This window comes from Brevundimonas sp. (genome assembly GCF_046295775.1).
GTDB lineage: Bacteria > Pseudomonadota > Alphaproteobacteria > Caulobacterales > Caulobacteraceae > Brevundimonas.
Map to the genome: position 1 here is coordinate 51,794 of NZ_JBKBML010000014.1, position 23,455 is coordinate 75,248.

Below are 23,455 nucleotides of genomic sequence, written 5' to 3' on the forward strand. Positions count from 1 at the left end.
CGAGCGCGGGGACGGCCTGAGCCGCCCCCGAACCCAGTTTGGTCTTAGCGGAACAGGCCGAGCAGGATCGAGCTCGACGAGTTGGCGATCGACAGCGCCTGAACACCAAGCTGCTGCTTGGTCTGCAGGGCGGTCAGTCGGGCGCTTTCCTTGGCCAGGTCGGCGTCGACCAGATTGCCCGCACCGGCTTCCAGGGCGTCCTGGAGCTTGGTGTTGAAGGTGATCTGGCGCTCCAGCGACTTGGAGGTCGTGCCCAAGCCTTGAAGGGCGCTGGCCCATGCGTCGATCGAGGTTTGGACGCCCGCAGCCGTTTGAGCGGCCGGGACCGCCGGCGGCGTAGCACCGAATGCAGCCACGCCGTCGAAGTTCGCCGCCGCGATGGCTGCGGTGATCTCGCCCGACAGAGCAGTGAAATCGGCGGCGTAGGCCGTCGTGCTCGAACCCGCAGCGGTCGCGGCTTCGATAGCTGTGCCCAAGGCCTTCATTTCGGTCAGGGCGGCCATGATGGTCTCACCGGCGGCCAGGCCGACGTCGTTGATCGACTGGCTGCGCTGCAGGTTGTTGATCGTGGCGTCCAGCGCCTTGGCGTTGGCTTTCTGGGTCGTGGCGATGGCCCAGACGGCGCCGTTGTCCTTGGCCGACGAGACTTTCATGCCGGTGGTGACGCGGTTCTGGACGTTCGCCAGTTCGCGGCCGGTGGCGGCAAGCGACTGGGCGGCGACCATGGCGCCGTAGTTGGTATTGATGCTGGCCATTCTGGCCTCCTTGCTCTTCTGAGGGGCCGACGCCGTTTTGGCGGTCGGTCGGTGCGGTCAGAAACCGCTCCTGGGGAGAACCGAGACGGCGGGGGACGTGCTTTCGACGCCCCCCGGCGGTCGGCTTAGCGGAACAGGCCGAGCAGGATCGAGCTCGACGAGTTGGCGATCGACAGCGCCTGAACACCAAGTTGCTGCTTGGTCTGCAGAGCGGTCAGTCGGGCGCTTTCCTTGGCCAGGTCGGCGTCGACCAGATTGCCCGCACCGGCTTCCAGGGCGTCCTGGAGCTTGGTGTTGAAGGTGATCTGGCGCTCCAGCGACTTGGAGGTCGTGCCCTGAGCCTGCAGGAAGGTCGTCGCGGCCGTGATGGCGGCGTCGATTTCCGTCACGGCGTCACCGGCTGCGACATCCTCGGTCAAGGTGACGGTCAGGCCAGTCAGCGCGTTCACGCCGTCAAACTCGGTGTCGGCGATGATGTCGTCGATCTCGCCTTTCAGGGCGTTGTAGTCGGCCTGATAGGCGCCGATGTCGCCGCTGTTGGCGTCGATGGCGGCGGCCAAGGCCTTCATTTCGGTCAGGGCGGCCATGATGGACTCACCGGCGGCCAGGCCGACGTCGTTGATCGACTGGCTGCGCTGCAGGTTATTGATCGTGGCGTCCAGCGCCTTGGCATTGGCTTTCTGGGTCGTGGCGATGGCCCAGATGGCCCCGTTGTCCTTAGCGGACGAAACCTTCATGCCCGTGGTGACACGGTTCTGAACGTTAGCCAGCTCGCGGCCGGTGGCGGCGAGCGACTGGGCGGCGACCATCGCGCCGTAGTTGGTGTTGATGCTAGCCATTCTGGCTGCTCCTGTATTTTCGTCTTCGACATGTCCGACGCCGTTTTGGCGGCCGGGAGCTTTTTGCTCGGACCCTAGGAAGCAAGGGCGGGGCCACGGCGGAAAAGTCGGGGCCAATCCGCGGCCCCTTGATTTTCCGTTGTTAGTTCTCGGTAACCATGCGCAGAGGTCGGCACTTTTGATCACATGCCCGGCAATATCTGCCGCCCCAGGCAAGACTTGCCGGGTCGCTCATGGTTTTATGCTTGTCAACCAGGCGTCGATCAGCGCCCGTTCTGCGCTCAGGACCTCGACCGCCAGTCGCCGCGCCGCGTCACAGCTCACGATCTGAGCACCCCGCTCCGCATAGGCCGCCTCAAGGTCCGCTCGAGTCGGCGCGGCGGGGAGGAGCGACAGGGCGCAAGGCCGAGCCGCCGCATGGGGCAACTCAAGGCGCGGCGGGGCAACCGGCGAGATGGGGCGCGTGGCGGCACAGCTCGCGGTCATGATCGCCGAGACGGCGAGCACGATCAGGGTCGAGGTCTTGATGAGCGTCACGGGCCTGTCCTGCGTGAAGTCGGGCGGTGACGCTTGCGGCGTCGACCTGGGCCCGCAGTTGATGATGCGCCTCCATTCGGGCGCGCTGGGCGCGTTCGCCCTCCTTTTCCAGTCGGCGGGCAAGCAGGTCGTGTTCGGCCCGGTCGGCGCGCGACTGGGCGGCGGCTAGACGACGCGGCTGCAGCCCCAGGGGATCCCATCTCAGGCCCGACGCCGAGCCCAGGGCGATCAGAACGACCAGCCCCACGACCGCCAGCCCGCCCCAGACGATCCAGGGTGGGATGCGCGGCGTCATGGGTAGGCCCTCCGGTCGAGCTCGAAATGCGGGCCGTCGCGCAGGGTCGGCCAATCGCCGCCCCAGATGAGGGCCACGCCGCGTTCGCCCGCCGCCGCCTTGAAGGCCTCGGCGATGCGCGGATACAGCGGCCAGTCCCAACGCACCTGGCCGTGCACCCAAGCCACCACATCGATGGCGTGGCCGGTGAGGTGACGCGAGTTCAGCGTGCGGCTGGCGCCCGCTCTGACAAGCGCGGCTTGGCGAGCGCGATCGCGCAGCCCCTCCGTCACCATGAAGTCCACCGTGCTGCGGGCCAGAGCGGCCTCGGCCACGGCAATCAAGTCTGGGTGGACGCCTTGCAGATTACGCCGCGAGCGAGCCGAGAAGCGAAACATGGTCATCGCACGCCTCCCGCCAGCCGCAGGCGAAGATCGGCCAGGATGGAGACGATCTGCTGGGCGCTGGGCGCGACCAGATAGAGAACCAGCAGCAGGCCCAGCAGGCCCATCAGCCCGCGCGCCACCGCCGCCATCTGATCCGGGCTGGTGCGCGACACCGCCCAGGCCAGCAGGCTCCACAAAACAGCGGAAGAAACGAATACATAGAGGCGCCGCCAGAACCAGCGCCCCTCGGCCAGGACGGGCGTGGAAGGCTCGCTCATCGCTGAGCCTCCGGATCCTCGATCAGCCCTTCGCTCCAGCGCCAGTCCTGGCCCAGGGCGTCGAAGCCTTCACGGTCGCTCAGGTGGTCCGGAGCCTCCCAGGCATCGGGTTCAAGCAGGCGCTCGTCGAGATCGAGCAAAAGACGCGCGCTCATCCGATCACCGTCAGGCGGATGGCGCCCTGGCCGCCCTGGCCGCCCGCGCCGCCGGCTGACAATCCGGCTCCGCCTCCGCCCGCGCCATGCAGGCCGCCGGCGCCGCCCGCATGCCCCGCGCCCGTTGCGCTTGCGCCGCCCCCGGCCCCGCCGCCGCCTGCGAGGGAGACAGCCAGCCGCTCGGCCGTCTGGCCGACCCCGCCCGAAGCGCCCGTGGTCGCCACGCCGCCATCCGCGCGCACGCTCCACCGTGCGCCCTGGCCGCCCGCGCCGCCGCTCCGCGCAGCATCAGAAGCGTTCAGCCCGCCGCCTCCACCGCCGCCCGCCGCGCGGTCGCCCTCGGCGCCCCAACTGCCCGCCGCAGCCGTGGCGGTGATCGAAGAGGCGCCGCCGCCCGCGCCGCCGGTGGAACCGCCGCCGCCCGCGCCCGCACTGGCCGACCCCGCCGCGCCGCCAGAACCTCCAGGCGCGGTGAGCAGGGGTTGTCCGCCAAGGCTCAGAACCGTGAGTCCTCCGGCTTGCCCCGCCTGTCCCGACAACGCCCCGCCGGAACCGCCAGCCCCCATGACGGCCTGGAGGACCGCACCCTCCCCCAGTTCGGCGATGGGCAGTCGGCTGGCGACCACGCCGCCCGCGCCGCCGCCGCCGCCGCCAAAGCGCGTCGCGCCTGCTGCACCTGCCAGACCCGCGCCGCCGCCGCCGCCGCCGCCCACCGCGACCGCCTCGATCCAGCGCGCCCAGGCGGGAACCTCGAAGAGTCCGTCCATGGTCAGCAGATGGGTTTCCAGCCGCGATGCGCCGCGCGCAAAGGTCGCCTGGCCGGCGTGACGGTCGACGCTGAACACGTCGCGCCATGTCGCGCCGTCGGCGCTGACTTTCAGTCTCAGATCGTCGTCCCCGACCAGTCCCAGCTCTGCACGGGCGGACCAGCCGCTCTGGAACAGCAGCGACAGAATGTTGGCCGCCCCCGACTTGTTGAAGGTGAAGCGCAGGTCGCCGTCGCCGCCGTCATCCGACGGCCGGGCGGCCCACAAGGCCTTGTTCAAACGTGCGCTGAAGGGATTTTCGGCGTCCGCCTCGGTCCCGACGCCCAGGCGCGTCAGATGCGAAAGCTTGCCCAGCGCAGCGCCAAGGCCAGTCCAGACGCCGCCCGCGCGCACGATCAGGGACGGCTCGTCGGCGACATGGACGATCTGGCCGTCGATCGGTTCGATCTCGACCCAGGCCGACAGTTCGCGGCGCATCAGTGCGCCGGCCGAAGCCCCTGACCAGCCGTCTTCGCCGTCTTGGCTCAGGATGTAGAGGTCGCCCTCGGCCGCATCGCCCGGCGGCGAAGACAGGCTGCGGCTTCGGACCTGGGTCTGGACCAGGCTGTCCAGCCGGGCCAGGCTCTCGTTCAGGGTGACGTGCTTCTGAAGCTGGCCCGCCGCCAGATAGGGCAGGCCCAGTCGGGGGCTGGAATGGTCGCTCATGAAATCTCCGTTCGATGTCGGAGATCAGTCTGGATCGGTCCCGAACCCAGGCGTGCACAGACCGGCCTCAAAGCGATTTTGATGCACTAGTTCAACTACATCATCCGCCTGAGCATGCGGGATCGGATGAGAGATCCTGCCGAAGGTGCGGGGAGGCCGACTGGAAGGGCTGGGCGACCTCCCCGCTGACGGGATCGGGCTGTCAGGACCAGACGCGGAGAGCCGCATCACGATCCCGTCAAAGGAAGCTACGGTCCCCTGCCCGCTTCGGATGCGGTCAGACGGTCTCGAATTCGCCCGAAGCCACGACCGGGCCGTCCGGCCTGTCGATGGCCGGCGTGTGCCCGGGCGCCTCCATCGAAATGGCCACGGCCGCGGCCTCGCCGGCCATGACTTCAACACCGGCGTCCAGAGTGCGACGCGAGGCCGTCGCCCCGTCGACCTGACCGATCAGACGCACGCCCCCGTCTTCCATCACCAGCCACAGGTGAGGCACGCGCCCTTCCGCCGGCATCGGCGCAGCCGGCTGCAGGAACAGTCGGTTGGTCGCGGGATCGTAGATGAGGGTTGCGGCGGTGCCGCCGCCTTCGAGCGAAAGCGTCGCCACTCGCGTGAGCATGGCCTCAGGGGTCGGCGCTTGAACTCCTACCGGAGCAGGGTCGGACTGGGCCAGCATTACCACCAATGCGGCGACACTGGCCGCCAACAGGCCGGTCGAGCCATAGGCCCAGCGCTTCCAGAAGATCACGGCGTTGTCGTTGGCGGCGCCCAGGGCGGCGGAGATGCGCGGCCACACCGCGGGAGACGGCTGGGCTTCCGGCACTTCCTCGATCAGCTTGCCCAGACGCTCGGCCCAGGCTTCGACCTCGGCGGCAAACACGGGGTCAGACGCCTGGCGTGCCCGCGCCGCGGCCTCGTCCGCCGGCGACAGCACGCGCAGGGCCAGCTCGCCGGCCAGCATGTCGTGATCGTCTCGGGATTCGGTCACCGTCAGCGCTCCAGGCAAGACCGCAGGCGCAGCAGGCCGCGCCGGATCCAGCTTTTCATCGTGCCCAGCGGCGTGCCTTCGCGCTCGGCCAGTTGTTCATAGGTCATGCCGTCGAAGAAGGCTGTGCGGATGGCGTTGCGGGTGCGATCCTCCAACTCATTGAGGCAGACCTGAAGACGCGCGGCTTCCTGATCCGCCTCGACGGCGTCTGACGCCAAGGGGCCCTCGTCGGCGCGGCTCTCCAGCACCTCGACCGGGGCCGCGACCATCCGCGCGCCAGCCGAGCGCAGCCGGTCGATCGAGCGGTTGCGCGCGATGGTCGCCAGCCAGGTAATGGGGCTGGCGCGGGCGGGATCGAAGTCGCCCGCTTTTCTCCACACGGTCAAATAGGTGTCTTGCAAGACGTCCTCGGCCAACTGCCTGTCGCCCAAGATACGCAGGCAGACGCCCAGCAGCTTCGCCGAGGTCGCCTCATAGACGGTTTTAAAAGCGGATCGGTCGCCCGCGCCGGCGCGGCCAAGGGCGGCGGCCAGCTCGTCACGGGTCAGGGCGAGGGTCATGCGGATCTCCGAGGCGCGGCTCGCGACTTGGCGGTAAGCCGCTTGTCTCGTCAAGCGGACGCGGCGTCGCCTCGACAGGCGTCTCACACTGGGCTAGGCGCGACCCTCCTGCCCGACGGAGCCGCCCTTGTCGCTGCCGAAGCTGTTTCGCGCGCTTGTCGTCCTGACCGCTTTCGCTGCGGCGGCGGGGCTGGCCATGATCGCGGCGGCGGCGTTGAGCGGCGTCGGACATCGCTGGATCGACATCCTGGCCCAGTTCACGGCGCCTGCGCTGATCGGCGCCCTGCTTCTGATGGCGGCAGGCCTGATTCTGAGACTGTGGAGGCCCGCCCTCGCTGCGGGTGCCGCCGCGGTGCTGCTGGCCGTGGCGGTTTGGCCGCAATGGGCGCCGGATCGTAGCCCCGGCGAGGGCCCGGCCCTCAGGCTCTACACCGCCAACCTCTATGGCCGGAACGAGGATGTGGCGGCCATGCGCCGCTCCATCCTCGATGCAGACGCGGACGTGCTGGTTCTGATCGAGCTGGGCGATGCGCCGAATGCGCAACTCGACACCCTGCTGGACGGCTGGCCGCATCGCGCCGTCAGCGGAAGGCGCATCGGGGCCGGCGGGGCCGTGCGGTCGGTGATCGCCTCACGCCAGCCGCTGCAAGCCCGTCGCCTGACCTTGCACGAGGTCGAGACGACGGCGGCTGCGGTGCAAACCGACTTCGGCGCGATCGAGGTCATCGCGGTCCATCTCACGCGCCCGTGGCCATTCCAGTTCCAATGGGGCCAGATCATCCAGGTCATGGAGCTTGGCGAATACCGAAAGACCCTGACCGGGACGGTCATCGCCGCCGGGGACTTCAACAGCGTCTCGACGGCCCGCATCGGCCGCCAGATGCGCGACGAACTGGGCCTGACGGCCGCGCCCGGCTTTCCTGGAACCTGGCCGGCCAAGGCGCCCGGCCCGCTGAGGATCAACATCGATCAGGTCTATCGCAGCCCGGATCTTGTGGTGACTGAGCGCCGCCTGGGCCTGCCGACCGGATCAGACCACCGCCCGGTGATCACGGTTCTGAGGCCGCGAGCCGGCTGAGCCGTTCCTGATGGCCGTCGGCCGGAAAATCGGCGGCGATCCATTCATCCTCGAAGGCCTTAAGCAGTCGGCCGGTGCGCGGTCCCGGTTCGACACCCAACCGCGCCAGATCATGGCCGCCGACGGGAAGGCGCGGCGGGGTCCAGTCTTCAGCAAGGCGGATCAGGGCCGAGGCTTCCACATCGGGCCGAGCCGCTCGTCCCCGTGTCAGCCGATCGCCGAAAGCCTCCTGACCCAGGCGATAGATGAAAGCGCGCGCCACCGTCGGCTCAAGCGTCGGCGCGATCTCGCCGGCCGCCGCGACAAGCCGTTCGCGCTGGGCGTTGGACAGCCGCAACCGCCGGGCGACCGCGTCTACGATCTGTGGATCCGACGGCAGCAGCGCAGACAGGCGCAGTACAGGATCCGTCGTCAGATCGACCAGCGCGTCAAACAGCGCCGGTTTGACGGCCTCAGGCAGAACCTCCGCCAGCACGCCTGCCTCGCTCATGGCTGCAACGGCCGGGCGGGGATCGGGCGCGGCCAACAGCTTCAGAAGCTCCTTGGACACGCGCTCGGCCGACAGGCGACGCAGGCCCTCACGGCCGTCGCGACAGGCCGCCAGCCCTTCGGAGTCCAGCGCCCCGTGGCCATACCAGGCGTGGAAGCGGAAGAAGCGCAGGATACGCAGGTAGTCCTCGCGAATGCGAATGCGCGCGTCCCCGACGAATACCACGCGCCGCGCCAGAAGGTCAGCCAGCCCTTGCCCCGTTGGATCGTGCAACCGCCCCGACGCGTCAGCGTAAAGCGCGTTCAGGCCAAAGTCGCGCCGCGCCGCATCCTCGGCCCAATCTGTGGTGAAGGCGACCACGGCGCGGCGGCCGTCGGTCTCCACGTCACGGCGAAGGGTGGTGATCTCAAAGGGACGCCCACCGGACACCGCCGTGACGGTGCCGTGCTCCACGCCCGTCGGCACGGCCTTCAGACCGGCAGCTCGCAGCGCAGCGATCGTGTGCTCAGGGGTCAGGCGCGTGGCGATGTCGATGTCGTCCACCGGCTGGCCCAGCAGGGCGTTCCTGACGCAGCCCCCCACGAAGCGCGCGCAGTCTTCGCCGCCCTGGGCCTCCAGCGCCGCCATGACGGCCCGTGTCGGCGCCGCCGTCCGCCACGGCGCGTCAGACAGATCAGGAGCTGGACCGGGCGTCACGCCGCGTCCTCGTCTATCGCCAGACCGGGCGCGGCCTCGTCGCCGTACAACCGGTCCCGCAGCCGCTTCAAAAGGCCGGCCGTGACGCCCCAGATGTATCGCTCGTTCCAGGGCATGGCCCAAAACCAGCGTCGCAGGCCCTCGTCCGCGTCGTAGAAGTCGCGCCTGTGATTGGCTGGGTCCATCAGGAAGTCCCAGGGCGTTTCGAAGACCTCCGCCACCTCGTCAGGCGACGGCGTCAGGGAAGGCGGCGTCTCCAGCCAGCCGATGACGGGCGTTATTAGAAAGCCGGTGCCCGTTTCATAGGGATCGCCCAAGCCGAGGATTTCTACGGACGCGGGATCCAGCGCCACCTCTTCGTTGGCCTCCCGCAGCGCCGCCTGCACCGCTGTCTCGCCGGAATCCAGCCGCCCGCCGGGAAAGGCGATCTGGCCGCCATGGCTGGCCAGAGCGTCGCTGCGCCGGGTCAGGATCACCCCTGCGCCTTCGGGACGCGCCACGATGGGCGTCAGGACCGCGGCCGGTTTCAGCGCGCGCTCGCCCCGCAATGCGCCAGGGTTCAGATCGAAGTCGGAATAGACCGCCGGCGCATCCGGCGCCCAGTCGTCGATCGAACGCAACCGCTCGATCAGCCGCGACTTCAGCCCGCCCAGGCTCATTCGACGCCAGCCCCCTCGGGCCCCAGCGGGAATATCTGGCCGCCCGAGCGGACACACAGCCGGTCGTCGATGATATCGGCCATCTCGACCAACTCATAGAATACCGGCCTCGCGATGCGCGCCCACAGGTCGCCGCGCATGTGGATGCGCGGCCGCGGCTCGCCGTTCTCGGTTTCGACCACGATCATATGATCTGCGCCCGCCCGCGCCTCGTCGCCTACGTCAGTCGTGAAAATCAGGTCGTCTCCGTCGCGACGGACAGCCACGGCTCGGAACGGCAGGTCCTCGGCCCGGATACGCAGCTTCTCGACCGGCGTGACAAGATGCAGACCGTCCGGGTCCTGACGCAGAATCGTCGAGAACAGCCGCACCATCTCGGGGCGGCCGATGGGCGAGCCCTCGTGCATCCAGACGCCGTCGGCCCGGATGACGATATCGATCTCGCCGCAATGCGCCGGATTCCACAGATGCACGGGCGGCAGGCCGCGCCCCGGCGTCTGCCGAGCCGCCTCGGCCACACCCGCCAGGTCCGCTTTTTCCGAATTGCTCATGCTCCAGACTTAGGCCGCGTCGCCGCCCGCGCCAATGGAGGGTTGTCAGCGAGAGCAGGCCAAGCCGCTGGGAACCGACTGCAAAAGGGGCAGCCACATGATGCGACGCGGGTCGGCAGGGCCGGGCAAGCTCACTGCGGACGCCGACAGAAAGCCGAAGCGCGTGAAATACGGCGGATCGCCGACCAGCAGCACGCCGCCCAAGCCGTCGATCGCCTGCGCGTGATCGACACAGGCCTGCACCAGCGCCGCGCCCAAGCCGGCGCGACGGCTTGAGCGCTCTACCGCTATGGGGCCGAGGAAAAGGGCCGGGACGCCGTCGATGCTTATCGACCACAGCCTGACAGAGCCGATCACACGCCCGTCCTCGCGCGCAACGAAGCCAGCCGCCAACGGCGAACGCTCGCGCAGCCGCTCGGCCGTCTTGGCGAAGCGGCCGGGGCCGAAGGCGGCCAGGGTCACCGCCTCGATGGCGGCGGCGTCGGCCGGGGTTTCGGCTTCGATCAGAGGGGTGGCGGTCATGGTCGCGCGCCGTTAGGGCCAAGCGCAGCCGCGATCAAACGAAAATCGTCGTCAGTCGAATTTCGGCGCGCGTTTCTGGGTGAAGGCCCTGAAGGCCTCCATCGCCTCGGGGCTGCGCATCTGCGATCCGAAGGCGTGGCCCTCGCTCTGCATGATGGCCCACAGGCGTTCGGCGTCGCGCATCAGGGCCTTGGTCTTGCGCAGCGAGTTGGGCGCGCGGCCGGCCAGTTGGCGAGCCATATCCACAGCCGTCGCCTCGACCTCGGCCGCTGGAACAGCGCGGTTGACCAGACCCCAGGCCAGGGCCGTGCGCCCGTCGATGGGCTGGCCCAGGGCGAACAGCTCGAACGCCCGCTGATGGCCCAGCACGGCGGGCAGCAGCAGACTGGAGGCCGCCTCGGGCGCCAGGGCCAGATTGACGAAGGGCGCCGACAGCAGGGCGTCTTCGGCGGCGACCACCAAATCGCAGTGCAGCAGCAGGGTCAGGCCGATGCCCACCGCCCGGCCCTGCACCGCGGCCACCACAGGCCGGTCGCAGTCAGCCAGGGCCTTGAGGAAGCGGAAGACCGGCATGTCCAGCGCTTGGGCGTCCGGCGCCGCGCTGCCTTGCGCGATGAAGTCGCCGATGTCGTTGCCGGCCGAAAAACTGTCGCCCTGCCCCTTGAACAGCAGCACGCGGACGGCGGGGTCGGTGCGGGCGCGCTCGGTCGCCTCCGCCAGCGCCTCGTACATCGCCTGGGTGATGGCGTTCTTCTTGTCGGGCCGGTTCAGGGTGACGGTCAGGACGCCGTCGGTCAGTTGGGTTTCGATCTCGCTCATTGTCTCTTCCTCAGACGGCCAGCCACCAGTCGACGCCGGCGGCGTCGCGGTCGCGGGTGACGACGCCGCGACGTTCCAGATAGATCAGATGCGCCAGGCATTCGCCCGACGCCATGCCCAACAGGCCGTCGCCGATGGCCCGGCCGAAGACGGCGACGAACAGGTCCACGACCCGCCTGGGCTCGGCCAGGGCGCGCGTCAGCCGCTCCAGCGACACCGCGTGGCCGCGCTTCAGCGCCTTCAGCCGAGGGTGCAGTCCACGGAACGGCTCGCCATGGGCGGGCAGGATGAAGGCGTCCTCGGGCCACAGCGCCTCGAGCTTGTCCAGCGACGCCAGCCAGTCGCCGAGCGGGTCGGCCAGAGGCTCGGTCGGATAGACCGACACGTTCGACGAAATGCGCGGCAGGACCTGGTCGCCCGACACGATCACATCGTCCGAGCGACGCCACAGGCAGACGTGCTCGGGGCTGTGGCCGGATCCGACGGTGATCGTCCAGTCCTCGCCGCCGATCGAGATCACGTCCCCGTCCGACAGCCGCTGGAAGGTGCGCGGCAGGGGCTCGACCTTCCGACCGAACGTCCCGTATTCCTCCCGCCACACTTGGATCTGAGCGTCGGTCCAGCCGGCGGCGGTGAAGAAGGCGGCGTGCCCCTCGGGCGCGGATGTTCCAGTGTCCGCCAGGAGCATCCGGGCCGTGACGTATTCCAGCCGCGACATCAGGATCGGCGCCTCGAACCGCTCGCACAGCCATCCGGCCAGGCCGATGTGGTCGGGGTGCATGTGGGTGCAGATCAGCTGAGTGACCGGCAGGCCGCCCAGGGGTCCGGCCAGGGCCGCCTCCCACAGTTGGCGGGTCAGGGATGTGGACAGGCCGGTGTCGACCACCGCCCAGCCGTCGCCGTCCCGGATCGCATAGGCGTTGACGTGCTCCAGCGCGAAGGGAAGCGGCAGGCGCAGCCACAGCACGCCGGGCGCGGCCTCCACCGCCAAGCCGGGGCCGGGCGGATCGCCGAGCGGATAGCTCAATCCGCGCGAGAGAACGGGCGCGTCGTCGGCCAAGTGCGTCTCCAATCGAAACGCAGGTTTAGGATAGAAGCCTCAGACCGTCCACACCCGTCTCCTCGGCGAAGGCCGGGGTCCAGGACGGCATCCCGAACATCTAACGCTTGCGTCTGACCCTCTGGGCCCCGGCCTTCGCCGGGGAGACGGAGGCGGGGACTACAGGTTTTCGCGCAGCCAGCCGGCAAAGCGCGCCACAGGCCCGCCGCGGTGGATGCGCGGGGCGTCGGCGGCGGTGATCTGGCGCGACATCAGCTTGCGGGCCGAAACCGCTTCACGCGGTCCGTAGGCGGCGCGCAGCAGCACGCCGGCGGCCGAGCAGAAGGCCGGGCCCGAGGCCGCGTCGGCCATGTGCGGCGCGCGCTGCGGACGGCCCAGGCGGACGGGACGGTCGAACACGCGCACGGCCAGCTCGCGCACGCCGTTCAGCTGGCTGGCGCCGCCGGTCAGGACCAGGCCCGCGCCAGGCTCCAGCCCGTGGCCCGAGGCGCGGAGGCGGTCGCGCAGCAGCTCCAGCGTCTCTTCCACGCGCGGCGCGATGACGGTCTTGAGCATGGCGCGCGGCACGATGACGGGGCCGGACTCCATGTCTTCGCCGCGCGGCGGGGCCTCGAGCATTTCGCGGTCTTCATTGGCGCTGGCCATGGCCGAGCCGTGCAGGGTCTTCAGCCGCTCGGCCCCGGCGCGCGAGGTCGACAGGCCGCGCGCGATGTCGGCCGTGACGTGGTCGCCGCCGACGTTGACGGACTCGACATGCAGCAGCGAGCGCCCGCCCCAGACGGCCGCCGAGGTCGAACCGCCGCCCATGTCGATGCAGACGCAGCCCAGGTCCATCTCGTCCTCTTCCAGCGCCGAGAGCGAGGAGACGACGGGAGCGGCCACGACGCCCTGAAGGTCCAGGTGCGCCAGCTCCAGACAGTGGCCCAGCGCGTTGAAGGCGCCCTCGGCCATGGAGACGACCAGCAGGTCCAGCCCCAGCGATCCGCCGCGCATGGCGCGCGGATCGCGCACGCCGCGCGCGCCGTCCACCGACCAGGCGACGGGCAGGACGTGGATCGGGCGGCGGTTGGGCAGGCGGATCTGGTCCAGCGCCATGGCGATTGCGCGCGCCAGGTCGGCGTCGCCGATCGGATTGGCGCCCAGGGACACCTTGGCCCGCACGCGGTGGCTGGCCATCTGGCCGATGGCTGTGGAGACGACCACGCCCGACACCGGCGCGCCGGCCGCGCGCTCGGCGCGTTCGACGGCCTGGCCGATGGCCTGGGCGGTTTCGTCCATGTTGATGATGGCGCCGCCCTTCACCCCCTTGGACTGGATGTGGCTGGCGCCCGCCACGCGAATGGTGCGGTCGGCGTGACGCACGCCGTCAGGCTTCATGATGAAGCAGGCGACCTTGGACTGGCCCAGGTCCAGGGCGGCCACCACCGGCGCGCGCGTCTGGGCCTTGAGCCCGTCCTGTCCCATTTCGCGATCCCGCACGGCCATTACGCCACAATCCTTCTCATCACGCCGCGCCCTCGGTCGGCCGCACGGCGACCGTCTCGGGTGTTCTCAGGTCGACCCGGGCGAAGCCCAGGTCCAAAAGCCGCTCGCGCTGGTCCAGCGCGTCCAGGCGGATCAGGGCCGCCTCCTGGTCCAGGGCCGGAAGCTGCACCAGACCGCCGTCCTTCAGACGCAGGTCCCAGCGGCGCTCGTCCACCCGCACCAGGGCGTCGACGCGGCCCATCAGGCGCGGGCGCTGGGCCAGCAGAGGCAGGATTTCGACGGCGGCCTCGTCGGCGCCCTTGCCGACGATCAGCGGCAGTTCGGGGTGGCGGCCGGCGTCGGCGCCCTGAATGACCTCGCCCGAGGCGTCGATGACGTGCGCCTGGCCCGCCATCTGCCAGACGGCCAGACGGTCATGCTCGACCACATCGACGATGAGGGTGTCGGGCAGCAGGCGAACGACCCGCGCCGACTTGACCCAGCCCACGGCCTCAACCTGCTGGCGAAGAGCGTCCAGGTCCAGGGTGGCGATGGACTGGCCCTGACGAAGCGCCAGCGCGCGCTGCACGGCGGGCTGCGCCTCCGCCGAGGCGCCGGTGACGTGCACGCGCTTTAACCCCAGGCCCATGCCGATGGTCACGTTCTCGACGGTGCGGTCGAAAGAGGCGCCGATGCGCTCGGCCCGCGCGCCGGTGGCCAGGACCACGCCCAGCACCGCGACGCTGGCGACCAGCAGACCGCCGACCACGCGCGGCGTCAGGTCCAGCCGACCGATGGCGGCGGCCTTTCCGGGGACAGCGGCGTAATGGGACGGTCCGCCCCGGCCAGAGCGCGGAGCCGCGGACTTCGAACCCTGTCGCCGACCGCCGCGCACTACCGCGGGCATGAGGCGTCCTCCACCATCCACCGAACCAGATCTTGAAAACCCAACCCGACGTGGGCGGCCTGCTCCGGAACGAGGGAGGTCGGCGTCATGCCCGGCTGGGTGTTGACCTCCAAGAGAACGAGAACGTCCTTAACATCGTCATAACGATAGTCGGATCGCGTCACCCCGCGGCAGCCCAAGGCAACGTGCGCCTGCTCCGCCAGACGCAAGCAGCGCTCGAAGACGGCGGGCGGGAGCGCCGCCGGCAGCTGATGGACCGAGCCGCCCGGCGCATATTTGGCTTCGTAGTCATAGAAGCCCTTGGTCGGCGTAATGTCGGTCACGGTCAGGGCGCGCGGTCCGTCGGCTTCGCCGAGCACGGTGACGCACAGTTCCTTGCCCGCCACGAACGGCTCGACCATGACCTGCTCGCCATAGGTCCAGTCGTCGGCGCCGGGCGCCGCGCAGGGCGCGTCGCCCTCTCGCACCAGATAGACGCCCACCGACGAGCCCTCGGCGTTCGGCTTGATGACATAGGGCGGATCGATGACGTGGCGGCGCGCCACTTCGCGCCGGTCGAACAGGCCGCCGCAGGGCACGGGCACGCCCGCGCTGCGCAGCACCGACTTGCACTTGTCCTTGTCCATCGTCAGGGCCGAGGACAGGACGCCGGAGTGGGTGTAGGGCAGATTCAGCGTCTCCAGCACGCCCTGGACGCAGCCGTCCTCTCCCCAGTCGCCGTGCAGGGCGTTGAAGACGACGTCGGGTTTCAGCTCGGCAAGCACCTGGGCCAGATCGCGCCCGGCGTCCACGCGGGTCACGCGATAGCCGCAGGCCTGCAGCGCATCGGCGCATTCACGGCCCGAACTCAGCGACACGTCCCGCTCGGACGACAGTCCGCCCAGCAGGACGGCGACGTGGGCATTCGCGGGATAGCGGGACATGGGTGAACTCAGAGCGGGCGGCCGATCCTCTTGATCTCCCAATCAAGGTTTACGCCGAGTTTACTTTTCACGTCCGCGCGTACGGTTTCGCCCAGATTCTCCAGATCGGCGGCCGTGGCCTCGCCCGGATTGATCATGAAGTTGGAATGCAGCTCGCTGAACTTGGCGCCGCCTCCTCCATGCGGCGTAGGTGCGGCGTGCAACTTGCCGCGCCAGCCCGCCTCGTCGACCAGCTTCCAGGACGAATGGCCGGGCGGATTTTTGAAAGTCGAGCCGCCCGTCTTCTCGCGGATCGGCTGGGTCTGTTCGCGGCGGCTGGTGATTTCGTCGATGCGCGCCTGAACGGCGGCGGGCTCGTCGGGCGTCCCGCGATAGGTCGCCTCGACCCAGATGATGTCGGTCGGCGCCTGGGAATGGCGATAGGTGTAGCCGAAGTCCGCCAGCGCATAATCCACCCGCTCGCCCAAGCGCGTCAGGCCCCAGGCTGAGACCAGAACGTCCTTGGTCTCAGCCCCGTAACAGCCCGCATTCATGGTCAGGGCGCCGCCGACCGCGCCGGGGATGCCGGCGTAGAACTCCAGCCCCGCCAGCCCCGCCTTGGCCGAGGCCTTGGCGACCATGGCGTCCAGGGCGCCCGCGCCGGCGGTGATCGCAGCGCCTTCAACCGTCACCTGCCCCCAGGCGCGCCCGGCTAGGCGGACGACCACGCCCTCGATCCCGCCGTCACGCACGATGACGTTGGAGCCGACGCCCAGCACGGTCACCGCAACCGCCGGGTCCAGCGCCTTGAGAAAGTCGGCCAGATCCTCGGGGTCCGCCGGAATGAACAGCACGTCCGCCGACCCGCCGACCCGAAACCAGGTGAACGGCCCCAGCGGCTCGTCGCGCAGCAGCTTGCCGCGCACCTCGGGCAGAGCGATCACGCCAGCGCCTCCAACTGCGCCGGCAGGGCGTAGGCCCAACTGGTGATGTCGCCGGCGCCCAGCAGGACAACGATGTCGCCGGACTTGGCCTCTTCACGGATCAGGCGCGGCAGGACGGCGGCGTTCTCAAGCGCCTGGACATGGCGATGCCCATAGCGGCGCGCGCCTTCGACCAGGGCGTGCTTGTCCACGCCTTCGATCGGCGCCTCGCCGGCCGGATAGACGTCGGCGACGATCACGCTGTCGGCGTCCGAGAAACAGGTTGAGAACTCGTCCATCAGGTCGCGCAGGCGGGTGTAGCGGTGCGGCTGGACCACAGCGACGACGCGACCGCTTTCCTCACCGCGATTGGCCACCTGACGCGCGGCCTTTAGCACCGCCGCGATCTCGACCGGGTGGTGGCCGTAGTCGTCGATGATGCGCACGCCGTCGACCACGCCCGTGGTGGTGAAGCGCCGCTTGACCCCGCCGAAGCCGGCCAGGCCGTTGCGGATGGAGGCGTCGTCCACGCCCAGCTCGCGCGCCACGGCGATGGCCGCCAGCGCGTTGGAGACATTGTGCCAGCCCGCCATGGGCAGGTGCAGGCCCTCGATGCGGGTCGGCTCCTCCAGAGCCGCCAGGCCCTGCTGCTGGATCAGCACGTCGAAGCGCGCGCCGTCCGGCGCCATGTCCACATTGACCGCCCGCACCATGGCCTGGGGGTTCAGCCCATAGGTCACCAGCCGCCGGTTATCGACGCCGGCGACCAGCCGCTGCACCTCCGGGTGGTCCAGGCAGACGGCGGCGAAGCCGTAGAAGGGAATGTTCTCGACGAAATCCAGAAAGGCGCGGCGCACCCCGTCGAAGTCGCCGTAATGGTCCAGATGCTCGGGATCGATGTTGGTGACGATCGCCACCGTCGACTTCAGGCGCAGGAAGCTGCCGTCGCTCTCGTCGGCCTCGACAACGATCCAGTCCCCGTCGCCCACCTTGGCGTTGGTGCCGTAGGCGTTGATGATGCCGCCGTTGACCACGGTCGGGTCCAGCCCGCCCGCGTCCAGCAGGGCGGCGACCATCGAGGTCGTGGTCGTCTTGCCGTGGGTGCCCGCCACGCCGATCGAGAACTGCAGGCGCATCAGCTCGGCCAGCATCTCGGCCCGGCGCACCACCGGGATGCGCCGCTCGCGTGCGACCTTCAGCTCGGGATTGTCCGGCTTCACGGCGGTGGAGTGAACGACCGCCGAGACGCCCTCGGTCACATGGGCGGCGTCGTGGCCGATGAAGATGCGCGCGCCCAGGCTTTCCAGCCGCTCGGTGTTGGCCGACGCCTTGGCGTCCGAGCCATGCACCACATAGCCGATCTTGAGCATGATTTCGGCGATGCCGCTCATGCCGATGCCCCCGATGCCCACAAGGTGCACCGGGCCGATGTCGAAGGGGACGGGACGAAGACGCGCGATCATCCGCGCGTCATAGCGAGCGACGTGCAGGAATGCACGCGGCCCGTGACGATCACGCCGCCCCGTTCAGACCCTCGACAAAGCCGGCGAACATGGCCGTGGGCTGACCCCAGTCGTCGAAAAGAACCAGGCTGTCTCGGCCGTCGTCGCGCGGCGGGCGGCGCAGCCAGCTGTCGCGGTCGCGCAGCGCCCAGGTCGTGATGCCGTACCGCTGAGCCGCCGGCAGTTCCATGTAGGTCGAGACCAGTTCGCGCGTCAGGGCGTGCTGACGTGCGCGCTTGTGCTTCAGACTGCGGGTGTCCGGCAGCCGGCCCTCGCGCCGCTGGCTGGCGTCCAGTTCCGAGATGTGGATGGGCAGGCCGAACCTGGCGGCCTCGCGGATGAAATCTCGGATCTGACCGTCCGCGATCTCGATATCCAGGTGCGACTGCACCCCCAGCCCGCTAAGCGGCGCGCCGAGCGTCAGCAGCCGCTCGACCAGACGCAGATAGGTCGTCCCCTTGGTCGGATTGTTCTCCAGATTGTAGTCGTTCAGGAACAGGACCGCGTTGGGGTCGGCCGCCTTTGCCTGTTCGAACGCCCGCACGATATAGGCCTCCTGCCCGCCCAGCCGCTCGCTCCACAGGCAGTCACGCAGGCCGTTTCCGTCCTCCGCCACCGCCTCGTTGACGACGTCCCAGCCGACCATCCGACCAGCGTAGCGGCCGGCGACCTCTCGGATGTAGCGGTCGTACTCCCCGGCGAACCGCTTGGGGTCCAGGGTCATGAAGTAGGGCGCTTCCTGCGCATACCAGATCAGGGCGTGGCCATGCAGGCCCAGGCCGTTGTCGCGCGCGAAGTCGGCGATCCGGTCCGGCGCGTCGAAGCGATAGTCGCCGCGATTGGACTGAAGCACATACTCCATCTTCAGCTCCCACTCCGGCGTGATCTGATCCAGCTGGCGGCGCGCCAGCTCGACCCAGGAGGGGTCGTCCAGATAGGCGCTGGGCACGCAGGCCCCGACGGGAAAGGGCGCGATGTCCTTCAGCGCCGGAACGGGTCCGGTCCAGGCGGCGGGCTGGGCTTCGGACCGGCAGGCGGCCAGCGCCAGGCCGGAGGCAAGCACGAGACGGCGGGAGGGATCGGCGCGGGTCATGGCGCCACCCTAAGGCGAGGACCTTACCCCAGGCCTTACGGGCGACGGCGCACCACGTCGGCGAACTTCACGGCTGAGCGCCAGTAGCGCAGACCCAGTCGCTTGGGATCGTCGGCCAGCCGCCACAGCCATTCGCCGTTGAACCGCTGGACCCAGGCCGGAGCGCGGGTGACCTCGCCGGCGATGAAGTCCAGGGCCGCGCCCACGCACAGAAAGCCGGCCTGGGGCGTGCGGTCCGCCAGGGCGGCGGCCAGCAGTTCCTGCTTGGGCGCGCCCAGGCACAGCAGAACCAGCCGGGCATCCGAGGCCGCGATACGCTCGGCCATGGCCTGGACGAAGGCGGGATCGTCCTGTGGCGCAGCGGGAACCATGGGCGTCTCGGCGCCGACAATGCTGAGGCCCGGATGGTTCGCCCGCAGCCGCTCCAGCGCGCGCACCTGGGCGTTCGCCCCCGGCCCCACGACATAGACGGGCAGGCCGTCGCACGCGGCTCGCGCCATCAGCGGCTCGACCATGTCGGATCCGCACACCCGATCCAGCACCGCCCCCTGGCGGCGCGCCAGCCAGACAATGGGAAAGCCGTCGGCGCTGACCAGCTCGGCGCGCGCATAGGCGGCGCGGAAAGCAGGCTCGTCCAGCTTGACCAGATGATCCAGGTTCAGGGTGAATAGGAGAAAGCCCTGGCCGCGCGCGGCGCGCGCTGCGGCGGCGGCCACCGCCTGATCCAGGGTCGCCAGATTGACCCCGATGCCCTCGATCCGCGCCAGTTCCTGCGGCATGACCCCTCACGAAAACACCCGCCGGCGGACCGGCGGGTGTGTGTTTCCTGCGCTAAGCTCGGCTCGCGGAGCCTAGCGGCATTAGCGCCGCCTTAGGCCGCGACGCTCTTGGCGCCTTCCGCCGGATCGCGCAGCACATAGCCGCGGCCCCAGACGGTCTCGATGTAGTGTTTGCCGCCCGCGGCCGTCGCCAGCTTCTTGCGCAGCTTGCAGATGAAGACGTCGATGATCTTCAGCTCAGGCTCGTCCATGCCGCCGTACAGGTGGTTCAGGAACATTTCCTTGGTCAGGGTCGTGCCCTTGCGGAGCGAAAGCAGCTCCAGCATCTGATATTCCTTGCCGGTCAGGTGCACGCGGTGGCCGTCCACCTCCACCGTCTTGGCGTCCAGGTTCACGGCGATCTCGCCGGTGTGGATGATGGCCTGGGCGTGCCCCTTGGAGCGACGCACCACGGCGTGGACGCGGGCGATCAGCTCGTCCTTGTGGAAGGGCTTGGTCAGATAGTCGTCGGCGCCGCCGCCGAACGTCTTGACCTTGCTTTCGATCTCGTGGCTTCCGGACAGGATCATCACCGGCGTATTGACCTTGCCCACGCGCAGCTGACGCAGGACCTCGAGGCCGCTCATGTCTGGCAGGTTCAGGTCCAGAAGGATCAGGTCGTAGTCATAGATCTTGCCCAGATCGATGCCTTCTTCACCCAGGTCCGTCGTATAGACGTTGAAACTTTCCGACTTCAGCATCAGCTCGATGCTTTGCGCGGTCGCGTGATCGTCTTCGATAAGCAGAACGCGCATTCATGCCCCTCCAGGCAAAGCTTGACGGTGGATCCGCCCGTAAGCCGAGCGGTAACCTTGTTTGGACGTTAATCTCTCAAAACCTTAAGAAGGGTTAACGTCCCTAATTGAGACGAATCGTAGGCTGATTTGCGAATCGCCGTCGAGAGTCCCGATTCGCTCAAGCCAAAATATTTTCGCCGCCTCCGGCTTCCCACAGCGGCTCGCAACCTCAGGGCGACGCCGCGACCGACTCTGACGTTGAATGGGGATATATTCCTATCTCAACACGTGACGGCCTTAGGCTGGTCGCATGCAGTCAGAGGAGTTTGGGGACATGCAGGAAGCCTATCTCGTGCCAGTGGGCCAGGCCGATCGGATCAAGGCTGATCTGGCGGTGCATCTGGTCGCCGCCGCCTTCGGCGTCCCTGCCGAACGGATGATGGTGCGCGGGCGGGCCGAGCCTGTCGCCTGCCATGCCCGTCGGGTCGCCATCTATCTTGTCCACGTGACGTACGGGTGGACACTGGAGCGCGTGGGCCATGTCTTTCGCGTCAACCGCGCCACGGCGGGCGCCGCCTGTCGCTGGGTCGAGGACCGCCGCGACGAGCCGGACTTCGATCGGGCGGTCGAACAGCTTGGCGAAACCCTGATCTGGCCCTCGGCCAGCCCGGTGCGCGAGTTGTTGGCTTGAGCCGGCTGGCCGAGAGGGCGCGCGGTCTTCTGGAGCGCCCCGGCGCCTGGCTCGATCCGTGCGGCGACGACTATCGCGTGCGGCTGCGGCCCGCCAAGCCGCACCTCGCGCCTTAACTGAACGAGCGGGACGGCCGGGCCTGGTCGAAGGCTCGCGAGTGGTGATCGAGCCCGGCGGCGTCATGGTGCGGCGGCGCGCAAATCTCGGACAGTCGCCGGTCGCATGGTTGGCCGCGCGACGCGACCCGACGGGAGCGCCCCTGCTGACGGCGACGCAGGCGGCGGCCGGCGCGCGGTTGACCCTGGACGCCGAGCGGGCCCAGGCCGGCCCGTCGCTGACGATGCGCTGGGATGCCTTGCCCCGCTCAGGCGCAGGTGGCCGAACGCGCGGCGAGCCTACCGACCCGGCGCTCGCCGCCGCCCGTCGCGTGGTGCAGGCACTCGCCGCCGTCGGGCCCGCGCATCGCGCTGCCTTGGACTGGATCTGCGTGCGCGGCACGGCCCTCGGCGTCGCCGAGCGCGGACTCGGGCTGCGCCGTCGCCAAGGCCGGTTCGCACTCGCCAGGGCGCTGGACGCCCTGGCCGAGCACTATGGCGCGCTAGCGCGCCACGGTTCCGGCCTCGTCTGACTGCGCCTGCGCCTGTTCGGTGTCGTCACCCTGCATCGTGAGGGTCTGCGCGGGCTTGCCGGTTTGAAACTCCTCCATCGCAGCCCGGCGCCGTTCGCGCATCCGATCCGCCAGCGCGTCCATATCCAGGCCTGCCGCTCGCGCCTGGCTGAACATGCCCTCGACCCGCTTTTCCTCTTCCTCGACGTGGTGTTCGATCAGTTCTGACAGCACCTTGACCTTGGCGTCGTAGAAGTCGTCCTCGGGACCGCCCGCTTCGATGTCATTGATGAGGGTCTTGGCGCTGTCGTGCTCGACATAAGCCTCATCGACGAGATCGTCCTCGATCCGTCCACGACAGGCCGGATAGAAGATTTCCTCTTCGATCAGCGTATGGACCTTCAGCTCCAGGCAGGCCTGCTCAGCCAGCGCCTGTTTTCTGTCACGGCTGCGCGCCTTCTCGAACGCCTCGAAGATCTCCTCCACCTTGCGGTGATCAGCCTTCAGCATGGCGATCGCGTCCATCTGCTCGTAGGTCTGCGTCATGATGTCTTCTCCTGGTCCTGAGACCGGGAAAGAGGCCCGCACGCGCGATGTTCCCTGCGAACGATTGTCGATGTATCAGCCGGCCGCCGCCGCCTCGCGGATGCGCCCGACCATGCTGTTCAGCCCATTGGCGCGCTGGCGCGTCAGGGCCGAGGGCAGGCCCAGCCGGTCCAGGGCGGCGCGCGCGTCGAAGCCGAGGATCTCGGCCGGGGCGCGGCCCGAGTACAGCTTCAGCAGCAGGGCGATGTTGCCCTTGGACAGGGCGCTGTCGGAATCGGCGTCAAACCACAGCCGGCCGGCCTCCCGGCGGCTGGACAGCCAGACCTGGGCCGCGCAGCCCGGCACCTTGTTGGCCTCGATCCGCGCGGCGTCGGGCAGCGGATCCAGCCCCTTGCCAAGGTCGATGACGTAGCCGATGCGCCCCTCCCAGTCGCCCAGCAGGTCGAACTCCTCGACCAGTTCGGCCAGGGTCTCGTCGATCGAAAGGGCGGGCGGCGTTGTCATGCGGTGCAGATAGGGTCCCGGCCCCCGACTTGTCCACGGCGGCGGTTCGCCTGTGAGGTGCGCGCGCTTGGGGCGACTCACTCGCGCGCCTAGGCTCGGCCGTATTTTGCACCGAGGCTGAAGCCCGCTTGTCCCGCACCACCCTCACGTCAGATCCGATCGCGGAGGCCCTTCCGGCCGTCGCCGCCTGGCATGCCGCGTGGGCCGGGGCGCTGGGGCTGACCGCGCTGGGCGCGGCCTGGAGCTCGCCGGACCTGGGCGCGGCGTCGCTGGCGGGCCTGCTGGTGCTGGCGCTTCCGGGCCTGGGCGGCCTGCTGGTCCTGACCCGCCGCCGCGACGCGCAAAGCCGGATGGCGCTGATCGCGGGCTGGACCCTGGCCGCCGTGCTGGCCGCGGGTCTGACCGGCGGTCTGGCCGGGCCTCTCGCCGGACTGGTGTTCGCGCCCCTGGCCGCCGGGCTGGCGCTGGGCGAGCGCCGCTGGGTCGAGGCCGGAGCCATGGGCGCCATGCTGGCGGCCGGGTCGGGATTGCTCACCTCGGCGCTGGGGGGCGCCGAGGCGGGGGGCGCGGGGCTGGCGGCCGTGACCGCCGTGCTGACGGCGGGGGCGGCGGCGCTGGCCCCCGGTCTGGCCGGCCGGCCCC

29 protein-coding genes and 1 pseudogene are annotated in these 23,455 nt (G+C 69.4%); 5 read left to right on the forward strand and 25 right to left on the reverse strand.

Going from position 1 to position 23,455, the window contains the following annotated elements; genetic code table 11:
- Nucleotides 1-44 precede the first annotated feature (44 nt).
- From ACK4I0_RS09775 to ACK4I0_RS09785, 3 genes are all read right to left on the reverse strand, one after another.
- The gene (locus ACK4I0_RS09775) at nt 45-755 is read right to left on the reverse strand and encodes a flagellin (RefSeq protein ID WP_409610411.1); all 711 of its coding nucleotides are present in this window, start codon (nt 753-755) and stop codon (nt 45-47) included.
- Nucleotides 756-880: 125 nt separating this feature from the next.
- Complete coding sequence (locus ACK4I0_RS09780; RefSeq protein ID WP_409610413.1) at nt 881-1,594, reverse strand: flagellin; 714 nt, start codon at nt 1,592-1,594, stop codon at nt 881-883.
- Between the two features lie 231 nt (nt 1,595-1,825).
- Nucleotides 1,826-2,131: a hypothetical protein gene (locus ACK4I0_RS09785; RefSeq protein ID WP_409610415.1), complete on the reverse strand. Its 306-nt coding sequence runs from the start codon at nt 2,129-2,131 to the stop codon at nt 1,826-1,828.
- Here ACK4I0_RS09785 and ACK4I0_RS09790 point away from each other — a divergent pair.
- Entirely contained in the window at nt 2,121-2,300 is a 180-nt protein-coding gene (locus ACK4I0_RS09790) for a hypothetical protein (RefSeq protein ID WP_409610417.1), read from the forward strand. The two genes, ACK4I0_RS09785 and ACK4I0_RS09790, sit on opposite strands and share 11 nt — an antisense overlap.
- 122 nt (nt 2,301-2,422) lie before the next feature.
- Here ACK4I0_RS09790 and ACK4I0_RS09795 read toward each other — a convergent pair whose 3' ends face one another.
- The 6 genes from ACK4I0_RS09795 to ACK4I0_RS09820 form a co-directional block, all read right to left on the reverse strand.
- Complete coding sequence (locus ACK4I0_RS09795; protein WP_409610419.1) at nt 2,423-2,809, reverse strand: M15 family metallopeptidase; 387 nt, start codon at nt 2,807-2,809, stop codon at nt 2,423-2,425.
- Nucleotides 2,806-3,069 (reverse strand): hypothetical protein, encoded by a 264-nt coding sequence (locus ACK4I0_RS09800; RefSeq protein WP_409610421.1) that lies wholly within the window; start codon nt 3,067-3,069, stop codon nt 2,806-2,808. The genes ACK4I0_RS09795 and ACK4I0_RS09800 overlap by 4 nt, the downstream gene beginning before the upstream one ends.
- Entirely contained in the window at nt 3,066-3,224 is a 159-nt protein-coding gene (locus tag ACK4I0_RS09805; RefSeq protein WP_409610423.1) for a hypothetical protein, read from the reverse strand. The genes ACK4I0_RS09800 and ACK4I0_RS09805 overlap by 4 nt, the downstream gene beginning before the upstream one ends.
- Nucleotides 3,221-4,696, reverse strand: a complete 1,476-nt coding sequence (locus ACK4I0_RS09810) for a DUF2793 domain-containing protein (RefSeq protein WP_409610425.1) — start codon at nt 4,694-4,696, stop codon at nt 3,221-3,223. Before ACK4I0_RS09810 ends, ACK4I0_RS09805 begins: the two co-directional genes overlap by 4 nt.
- 277 nt (nt 4,697-4,973) lie before the next feature.
- Nucleotides 4,974-5,684 (reverse strand): anti-sigma factor domain-containing protein, encoded by a 711-nt coding sequence (locus ACK4I0_RS09815; protein ID WP_409610427.1) that lies wholly within the window; start codon nt 5,682-5,684, stop codon nt 4,974-4,976.
- Between the two features lie 2 nt (nt 5,685-5,686).
- Nucleotides 5,687-6,244 (reverse strand): sigma-70 family RNA polymerase sigma factor, encoded by a 558-nt coding sequence (locus ACK4I0_RS09820; RefSeq protein WP_409610429.1) that lies wholly within the window; start codon nt 6,242-6,244, stop codon nt 5,687-5,689.
- A 127-nt stretch (nt 6,245-6,371) separates the two neighbouring features.
- Between ACK4I0_RS09820 and ACK4I0_RS09825 the strand changes: the two genes are divergently transcribed.
- Entirely contained in the window at nt 6,372-7,322 is a 951-nt protein-coding gene (locus tag ACK4I0_RS09825; RefSeq protein ID WP_409610431.1) for an endonuclease/exonuclease/phosphatase family protein, read from the forward strand.
- Here ACK4I0_RS09825 and ACK4I0_RS09830 read toward each other — a convergent pair.
- From ACK4I0_RS09830 to ctrA, 14 genes are all read right to left on the reverse strand, one after another.
- A complete protein-coding gene (locus ACK4I0_RS09830; protein ID WP_409610469.1) occupies nt 7,294-8,439 on the reverse strand; it encodes a CCA tRNA nucleotidyltransferase in 1,146 nt (381 codons plus the stop codon). The two genes, ACK4I0_RS09825 and ACK4I0_RS09830, sit on opposite strands and share 29 nt — an antisense overlap.
- A 65-nt stretch (nt 8,440-8,504) precedes the next feature.
- On the reverse strand, nt 8,505-9,167 hold the full coding sequence (locus ACK4I0_RS09835) for a CoA pyrophosphatase (RefSeq protein ID WP_409610433.1): 663 nt from the start codon (nt 9,165-9,167) through the stop codon (nt 8,505-8,507).
- Nucleotides 9,164-9,718 carry a DUF1285 domain-containing protein gene (locus ACK4I0_RS09840; protein WP_409610435.1) on the reverse strand — a complete coding sequence of 185 codons (555 nt, stop codon included), beginning with the start codon at nt 9,716-9,718 and terminating at the stop codon, nt 9,164-9,166. The genes ACK4I0_RS09835 and ACK4I0_RS09840 overlap by 4 nt, the downstream gene beginning before the upstream one ends.
- A gap of 45 nt (nt 9,719-9,763) precedes the next feature.
- Nucleotides 9,764-10,240 carry a GNAT family N-acetyltransferase gene (locus ACK4I0_RS09845; protein ID WP_409610437.1) on the reverse strand — a complete coding sequence of 159 codons (477 nt, stop codon included), beginning with the start codon at nt 10,238-10,240 and terminating at the stop codon, nt 9,764-9,766.
- Nucleotides 10,241-10,291: 51 nt separating this feature from the next.
- Nucleotides 10,292-11,059, reverse strand: coding sequence for an enoyl-CoA hydratase (locus tag ACK4I0_RS09850; protein WP_409610439.1), 768 nt, complete (start codon nt 11,057-11,059; stop codon nt 10,292-10,294).
- 10 nt (nt 11,060-11,069) lie between these two features.
- Entirely contained in the window at nt 11,070-12,119 is a 1,050-nt protein-coding gene (locus ACK4I0_RS09855) for an MBL fold metallo-hydrolase (protein WP_409610441.1), read from the reverse strand.
- A 159-nt stretch (nt 12,120-12,278) separates the two neighbouring features.
- Complete coding sequence (gene ftsA, locus ACK4I0_RS09860) at nt 12,279-13,604, reverse strand: cell division protein FtsA (protein ID WP_409610443.1); 1,326 nt, start codon at nt 13,602-13,604, stop codon at nt 12,279-12,281.
- A 19-nt stretch (nt 13,605-13,623) separates the two neighbouring features.
- Nucleotides 13,624-14,490 (reverse strand): cell division protein FtsQ/DivIB, encoded by an 867-nt coding sequence (locus ACK4I0_RS09865; RefSeq protein WP_409610445.1) that lies wholly within the window; start codon nt 14,488-14,490, stop codon nt 13,624-13,626.
- Complete coding sequence (locus tag ACK4I0_RS09870; protein WP_409610447.1) at nt 14,478-15,413, reverse strand: D-alanine--D-alanine ligase; 936 nt, start codon at nt 15,411-15,413, stop codon at nt 14,478-14,480. The genes ACK4I0_RS09865 and ACK4I0_RS09870 overlap by 13 nt, the downstream gene beginning before the upstream one ends.
- An 8-nt stretch (nt 15,414-15,421) precedes the next feature.
- A complete protein-coding gene (murB, locus tag ACK4I0_RS09875; RefSeq protein ID WP_409610449.1) occupies nt 15,422-16,336 on the reverse strand; it encodes a UDP-N-acetylmuramate dehydrogenase in 915 nt (304 codons plus the stop codon).
- Nucleotides 16,333-17,778 (reverse strand): UDP-N-acetylmuramate--L-alanine ligase, encoded by a 1,446-nt coding sequence (gene murC / locus ACK4I0_RS09880; RefSeq protein WP_409610451.1) that lies wholly within the window; start codon nt 17,776-17,778, stop codon nt 16,333-16,335. Before murC ends, murB begins: the two co-directional genes overlap by 4 nt.
- Nucleotides 17,779-17,827: 49 nt before the next feature.
- A complete protein-coding gene (locus ACK4I0_RS09885) occupies nt 17,828-18,910 on the reverse strand; it encodes an endo-1,4-beta-xylanase (protein ID WP_409610453.1) in 1,083 nt (360 codons plus the stop codon).
- Between the two features lie 35 nt (nt 18,911-18,945).
- Nucleotides 18,946-19,689, reverse strand: a complete 744-nt coding sequence (locus ACK4I0_RS09890) for a WecB/TagA/CpsF family glycosyltransferase (RefSeq protein WP_409610455.1) — start codon at nt 19,687-19,689, stop codon at nt 18,946-18,948.
- Nucleotides 19,690-19,781: 92 nt separating this feature from the next.
- Nucleotides 19,782-20,483 carry a response regulator transcription factor CtrA gene (gene ctrA / locus ACK4I0_RS09895; RefSeq protein ID WP_409610457.1) on the reverse strand — a complete coding sequence of 234 codons (702 nt, stop codon included), beginning with the start codon at nt 20,481-20,483 and terminating at the stop codon, nt 19,782-19,784.
- Nucleotides 20,484-20,799: 316 nt separating this feature from the next.
- Between ctrA and ACK4I0_RS09900 the strand changes: the two genes are divergently transcribed.
- Nucleotides 20,800-21,156 (forward strand): chromosomal replication initiator DnaA, encoded by a 357-nt coding sequence (locus ACK4I0_RS09900; protein ID WP_409610459.1) that lies wholly within the window; start codon nt 20,800-20,802, stop codon nt 21,154-21,156.
- A 226-nt stretch (nt 21,157-21,382) separates the two neighbouring features.
- Nucleotides 21,383-21,784, forward strand: coding sequence for a DUF6456 domain-containing protein (locus tag ACK4I0_RS09905; protein WP_409610461.1), 402 nt, complete (start codon nt 21,383-21,385; stop codon nt 21,782-21,784).
- Here ACK4I0_RS09905 and ACK4I0_RS09910 read toward each other — a convergent pair.
- Together ACK4I0_RS09910 and ACK4I0_RS09915 are read right to left on the reverse strand one after the other, a co-directional pair.
- Entirely contained in the window at nt 21,755-22,309 is a 555-nt protein-coding gene (locus ACK4I0_RS09910) for a hemerythrin domain-containing protein (RefSeq protein WP_409610463.1), read from the reverse strand. The two genes, ACK4I0_RS09905 and ACK4I0_RS09910, sit on opposite strands and share 30 nt — an antisense overlap.
- A gap of 75 nt (nt 22,310-22,384) precedes the next feature.
- Nucleotides 22,385-22,813, reverse strand: coding sequence for a SufE family protein (locus ACK4I0_RS09915; protein ID WP_409610465.1), 429 nt, complete (start codon nt 22,811-22,813; stop codon nt 22,385-22,387).
- 128 nt (nt 22,814-22,941) lie between these two features.
- Here ACK4I0_RS09915 and ACK4I0_RS09920 point away from each other — a divergent pair.
- Nucleotides 22,942-23,455: pseudogene (locus tag ACK4I0_RS09920) on the forward strand (sensor histidine kinase); the annotation flags it as partial.